We start from the raw sequence: 6,338 nt of genomic DNA, 5'->3' as shown, positions 1-6,338 counted from the left end.
TGGCTCTCCTGACCGTTGGTCAGGCCGTCACCATCTATATCCCCGTCCGGATCAGCCACCGGGTCGTTCGGGTCGAGCGGATTGCTGCCGTTGTCCACTTCGGTCTTGTCATCAATGCCGTCACCATCGGTATCCTTGTTTTCCGGATCGGTACCGAGCTGGCTTTCCTGACCGTTGGTCAGGCCGTCACCATCAAGATCCCCATCAGGGTCAACAACTTCAGGTCTGGTTCGGCTTTGCAGTACCTCAAGGGCGCTATACGCACTGACCTCGTTGCCCTTGATGTCACGAACAATGACTGTGATACCGTATAAATTGCTGCCTTCGGCTTCAAATACGGGCAACTCGGGCAAGCGCAGCGTGGTCAAATCGGCACCGCGCAACTGCGCTGCCGGAATACCAAGCTTGTCAAACAAGGGGCTCTGCCAAACAATCTCGGCAACAGGGTGTTTGCTGCGTAGCTCCTGCACCGAAATATCAAACGGGCTGCCTTCGAACCCACTCAGCTGTTGCGGTAATGCCACAGACATCAGTTGTGCCTTGGTATATTCGAGAACAATCTGGTTGTTACGCTCGACCAGGTCATAGCGCATGCCGCGCATGGACTTGTTGACCTTGCGGCCATCCAACATGTTGTTGAGTGACTCGCCCAGACGCCATTCAAGATTTAACCCAAACTGGCTGTTGCTCTGACCACCGGATGCTTCAGTGTGCTTGACATCAAATTTGACCAATGGAACGGGCTGATACCCGACCCCCAGGGTAATGGCATGGGGATCTTTCTCCAGCTTCTGGGAGCCCAAGATATCCACCTTGTCACCAAAATACTGCTCTGCGGTCACAGAGCCTGACAGTGCCGGATGCGAAGGCAGATAGGCCTGAATGTTGACATCAATACCACTGGCCGCACGGGACAAGTGATCTTCGATCTTGTCGCTCTCTTTCCAGGAACTCAGCGGTATATAGCCGTTGGCAGACATCTTGAGATTGTCACGCCATGCTTCTGCACCAATACCGGCACGGGACGCGCGCTCGGTGAAATCCTGGTCATAAAAGGCGTTGTAACCGAGCATCCAATCTTTGATGAAATGGCGCTGGCCGATACCAACGTTCGCGGCAATGTTGTCATTGCTGGATTTTCTGACCCCAGCTTGTACAAACGGCATGCGCGACTCGCTTTCTGCGAACGGCATCAGCACATCAAGGGATGACTCGGCAAAATTCATTTCATCGTCGAGAGCAATCTTGGCTCTGGCGGTCCCCTTGCCTACCAATTCCTGAGCATACTGGTTGGCTTCGGCCTCAAAACCTGAGACAGCTTGACGTTTCCAGTACTGCGCTTCCTCTTTGGCGCCATAGGATGAACCTGTAACAACAGATGCATTGTCAGCATTACCATACGTCTGGCGTGCAAATTTATCAGCCAGGGTCTCATCAACCCCAGCCTCATCGTTGGTTGCAAACTGGGTTGCAATGCGCGCAGCATTTTCCGCAGCGTAATCGGCAACGGATTTAGCGCTCTCATTACTCGCTGTCAAATTGAGAGGATTTTTGCCGCCCAGCTCAGGAAGAGCCACTGCTGCTGGCACCATTATTTTTTGGCCAACTTCGAGGGGGTGAGTTGCCAGCCTGCTCTCGTTCATGGCAAGCAGAATATGAACAGCTACACCATGAGCTTTGGCAATACCACTCAGGCTGTCACCTACTTTAACGGTGTAACTATTCTGTGAGGACTGTTCCTGACGTTTTTTCGTTTCAGGTATTGCACCAGCAGCGTATGCAATCGGCAATACAGCGTTATGTCCAATAAAGAGGTAAGCCCATACCAGTTGATAGACGCGGCTTTTCTTAAACATACTTAAAACTCACTTCTGTTGTTGCAATATATGTCAGCGGTCCATCAATTGGAGAATCCATGTCAGCTATCATATAGAAATGGACGAACATGCGATGTAGGAAATCACCTATAGCGATGTAGGACCCGCCTTATGCGATTAAAACTACAATCCACACCTTAAAAGTGACCAGTATGTTGTTTTATGTTCTTAGATTTCACAAAAAAATTAAGTCTATTCCTACAAGGGTTTTATCTTTAAACGTGGCATTATTTAGTCGCGTAACACATATCCCGTGCCTGGCTGACAAGTTGCGCGTTTAATAAAGTCAGATCATCGACTTTATCCAGCCATTTTGGCCGCCGCCAGGCGGCTTTTTTTATGCATAAAATCTTGATTATCATTTCTATACATTCTAATATTCATCAGTCCGCTCTGCTGAAACAGCATCAACCCACCTTTTAATTTCTTGCCAGACACAAGCACTCAAGTAGCATTTCGCCACTTATCCTTATGCTGCTTCAAAAAGTGTGGACAAATAAAAAGACCGCCTCGAGCGGTCTTTTTTTATTCATATCGTCATCAACTAACACAGAGATAATACTCATTGTTTATCGAGTAGGTTCCGTTAGTATTTCCATTATCCAGTCTGAACGCCCAGTGTATGGCTCCTGCCGTGTGAACCTCTGATGTCCAAAATGCATAGATGTTTGTTGGCCAGCCAATAGCGGAAGATATTTTATTGGCTGGGTAGGCATTATAGAGAAGCTGATACTCGGCCCTTGTCGGCAGTCTCATACCAAGCTGCTGGCACTTTGTTGTAGCACCACTCTGGGAAGCCAGTTCGCCCGATACTGCAGAACGGTAAAAAGTAAGCGCCCCCACTTTCACTTTTAGATGCGCTACTTTCCATACTACTGATGCCCTCTTTTTACCCAGATTTGCCAACCCACTCTGAGCCATCGGCTCAACCTCTACAGCCAGCTCTTTATTGAGATCGCTCTCTTTCACCATGTATTGGCGTGCCGTTTCACCGGCCATAGCAACGCCGTTGACGTACCACTGATAGCGACTGGCTCCCTCAAGGTCTCCATCCAGATCTTCATACAGGTAACTGGCAGAAACCGCTGTTCCTGGCCCAGCCAACTGACCACGGTTGACCTCGATATTGGTAACCTTGGGTATCCGGCCAGTCGCCAGTTCAGTCCAGTCGCTACCACCTTGTGTTGCTTGCGGATAGCCCCGTGGGGTAACCGCACGCGCCGCAACGTAATAACTTACTGATTCAGACATCTGTCGTGCATCGCCGTATGAGCAAGCACCCTGACCAGACGGCTCAGAACACCAGCGTGTCTGGTAAGTGATCTCGTCGCCATCCGGATCAATAGAGCCGTCAACGCGATCCACGCGAAGATACTGATCTTGTGTCATGGCTTTAAATGTAATCGCAGGGGCTGTTGGAGCACCGCGCCCATAAATGGCTGCCGTCGAATCACTCTCCTTGGCTATGGCTGAGTGACCTGCCAGCACAAACAATATCAGGCATCCTATCTTTGACCGGCGCAGGGTTGGGTGTAAACGCTGTGGTAGTGTCATGGTTTCTCCCTTGGTTAAACTGTCGCAATATGAACTTATTGCCAACCCGTATGTTGATAAAAAAGGCCCGGTATACACCGGGCCTCCTTGCCGCTTTTGTGATTTGTAGCGATATTACTTACCGTTGGCGTCCACGCGGAACTTGTAACCCTGATCTGCACCGGTGGTGGTGTAGGTGGCACTGGTTGCACCATCAACATTAGCCCAATCTTCCGAACCATCCAGCGCACGCTGCCATTGGTAAGTGGCATCAACACGGTCAAGTTTCTCGCCAGCACCGTCATCCAACGTCACGGCGGAGTGCAGAGTGGTCCCTACGACAGGGTTGCCGGTGATGGTTGCACCAGTCGCATCCACTACCTTGACGTCGATTGCAGCTTCAACCACGTTCTCCACAGTGATGGTGATAGTGATACTGTCCTGCGCCCCTGTAACCGGATCGGTTACCGTGACCTCAACTACGTAGGTACCATTACCATCCGTATCAAGCGGGTTTTCAGCATCTTGCGGCTTCAGCGTCAGTACACCGTTGTCGTCAATGGTGAACTGACTACTATCATCGCCACTCAGGCTCCACTGCAGATCACCACCGCTGTTGTTGTTGGTGACCGAAGAGCCAACATCAACCTTGATCTCCTGGTTTTCGGGGCCACTGCCGTTACCTGCGCCGTCAAGACCAATGGAGCCCGGGATACCAGGATTTTCAACAATGGGGCCTTCACCACCGATCTCCAGATCTCCGGCCGCAATCATAATTTCATTGGAGAGGCTATCTGCTGAGTAACGGGTTGCTACCGGGAAGCTTCGCTCGTCTGCAACGGCACGCAGCTTGAGAGTCAGCTTCTTGCCGGCATCAGCAGGTTGCGGGGTATAGGCGGGAATAGCATCAACGCTGCCAGCCAGCTGCTCGGCACCGACATCAACACCATCCAGTTGCCAAACGTAGTACCAGTCGGTCAGTGCATCACCATCTGCATCGGCAGTACCCGGAACCATTGGCAGAGTGACCGGCACACCGACCACCCCCAGCCCAGTGATTTCCGGTGCGGCGACGACGGTGATTTGACGACCATGAATGGGGCCTGCGCTATTGGTTGAGACCAAAGCGCTCGCGCCGTTACTGACCAGCGTAGCCAGCAAAACGGCAGCCAAGGTGGTACGACGAATATGGTGAGCAGGAGTTACAAACTTTTTCATGAATAGAGACCTTGTCGGTTACATCAGCAGCCAAAAGACAACTGCATTTTGTTAACTATCGCGAGGAGACTATCCCTGGTTCACTGCCCCGAAGATGGGCTTGATACTGTTTGCACTATTTAACCTGTTAGATGAGGCAAAACACAAACAACTCTGTATCCGGCTGGACAACATTTTAATACTGACCAACGCATTAAGACCGGCAACTCGATTTTGGATTTTTATCTTTTCAACGAGCCCGCTGAATCGATGCATGAATAATAGCCACATAGTGATTCGAGGTATGTAGGATTACATGGCAACGCAATGTAGGAAAATACTTATCAACTCAATAAGTCAAGAGCATACACTTGCCCATCCTGAGATTTACCGTGCTAATAACATGCTGATGTGGCTCAACAGGGGCTAAATCTCATAACTCCACATAGCGGCGTTGTTTACATGGTCCCTATTGTTGGCTCCCCCATGAAATGATCACCGTTATGAAATGGCTGACTATCCAGTTCGGCACTCAATTGACGTTATTCTCCTTAATTTGAGCAATCGAATGACACATGAGCCTTCCCCCGATATTTCGATGATATCAAGTCGTTAAACATCTAATGTGCTGATTAAGTGAAACAAAAAAACCGGCCCCTCTCGAGGCCGGCTTTGATATTTACTCTCCGGTTTTACTTCTTGCGCTGCTTATCAGAACTTCAGCTCGTAGCTCAGTTGCACACTGCCATCCACGCCCTGATTGCCATATTCAGCCTGGCTAGCCTTCACATTCAGCCCTACGGTGCCAGCCTGCTCCAGCTCATAGCCAACACCCACTGCCGCGTAAGGACGCATATCATTGCGCTCAAGCTCGGCACTCACCGCAAACTCCTGCATCCCTTCACCCAAGCTGAATATGTCGCTTCTGCCCTTGAGCGTCACCGGGTTCACATCCAGGTCCATCTCGACCCCTGTATCCAGTTTCAGGGTCACTCCCTTCGCCAGTGCGGTCTCGCCTTTCACACCCACCTTGCCCACTGTGCTCTTGTCTTTCACCTTGTCGTGCTCGACATCAAACACCAGTCGCTCACCACCTTCACGGTAACCGTCTCGGCTGGTGATAAAGTGGGTCACTTCGGCATGAGGCGTCACCTTCCAGTCTGCCACCTCTACGCCATAGCCCAGGTAACCCCGCACAGCCACGCTCTTCACATCAGCCTTGCCTTTACCGTGTTGCACATTGGCAAGACCATCACCACGCACAAACTCACCACGCTGTTCGCCGTAGCCCAGCGACACGCCGGCTTGCACTCCGGTCTCGTCTGCCCCTTGCGAGAAGTGCAGGTAGCTACCTACGCCCACACCGCTGTCGAGCTCCGCACCACCGCGCTCAGTCAGCAACTGGTTATCCAGTGATGAGCCAAACATCGAGGCGGTCACCCCGGCGGTGAGTTGGTCGGTGAGGCCGTAGCCATACGCCAGCGACAGTTGCGGTGCAACCTGATAATCCAGCTCTGTCGGGGCGTCAGTCACCTTGCTCAGTTCGCCCGCCACACGCAGGCACTGCTGACCTTCGGCACCGCTGACACAGGCGTTGTCCAGCTGACGGCCCAGTGAGCGCTGCTGGGCGCGGAAGGCCTGTTCGGTCTGGGCGGCCAGAATCGGCATCGAGTCAAACAGATAGCCCAAATCCTGCATTACACCACCGCTACCCTCGCGACCCGGATCAGG

5 protein-coding genes are annotated in these 6,338 nt (G+C 51.7%); all 5 read right to left on the bottom strand.

Going from position 1 to position 6,338, the window contains the following annotated elements:
* Positions 1-1,856 (bottom strand): inverse autotransporter beta domain-containing protein (locus tag AB5Z02_RS12620; RefSeq protein WP_368216091.1); only part of this gene is annotated, 1,856 nt, incomplete at its 3' end.
* A 321-nt stretch (positions 1,857-2,177) separates the two neighbouring features.
* The gene (locus AB5Z02_RS12615; protein ID WP_180342858.1) at positions 2,178-2,315 is read right to left on the bottom strand and encodes a hypothetical protein; all 138 of its coding nucleotides are present in this window, start codon (positions 2,313-2,315) and stop codon (positions 2,178-2,180) included.
* A 102-nt stretch (positions 2,316-2,417) separates the two neighbouring features.
* Complete coding sequence (locus AB5Z02_RS12610; RefSeq protein WP_139405449.1) at positions 2,418-3,431, bottom strand: DUF823 domain-containing adhesin; 1,014 nt, start codon at positions 3,429-3,431, stop codon at positions 2,418-2,420.
* A 114-nt stretch (positions 3,432-3,545) separates the two neighbouring features.
* Positions 3,546-4,628, bottom strand: a complete 1,083-nt coding sequence (locus AB5Z02_RS12605; protein ID WP_139405450.1) for a cadherin repeat domain-containing protein — start codon at positions 4,626-4,628, stop codon at positions 3,546-3,548.
* Positions 4,629-5,318: 690 nt separating this feature from the next.
* Positions 5,319-6,338 (bottom strand): autotransporter outer membrane beta-barrel domain-containing protein (locus AB5Z02_RS12600; protein WP_368216090.1); only part of this gene is annotated, 1,020 nt, incomplete at its 5' end.

The organism is Aeromonas sp. R2-3 (assembly GCF_040908375.1).
Taxonomy (GTDB): domain Bacteria; phylum Pseudomonadota; class Gammaproteobacteria; order Enterobacterales; family Aeromonadaceae; genus Aeromonas; species Aeromonas veronii.
This window is presented reverse-complemented; position numbering and strand designations above follow the sequence as displayed.

What these genes read in the sequence shown, in the direction of transcription:
- AB5Z02_RS12610 (WP_139405449.1), bottom strand. Translation starts at nt 3,431, where the DNA reads ATGACACTACCACAGCGTTTACACCCAACCCTGCGCCGGTCAAAGATA.
- AB5Z02_RS12605 (WP_139405450.1), bottom strand. Translation starts at nt 4,628, where the DNA reads ATGAAAAAGTTTGTAACTCCTGCTCACCATATTCGTCGTACCACCTTG.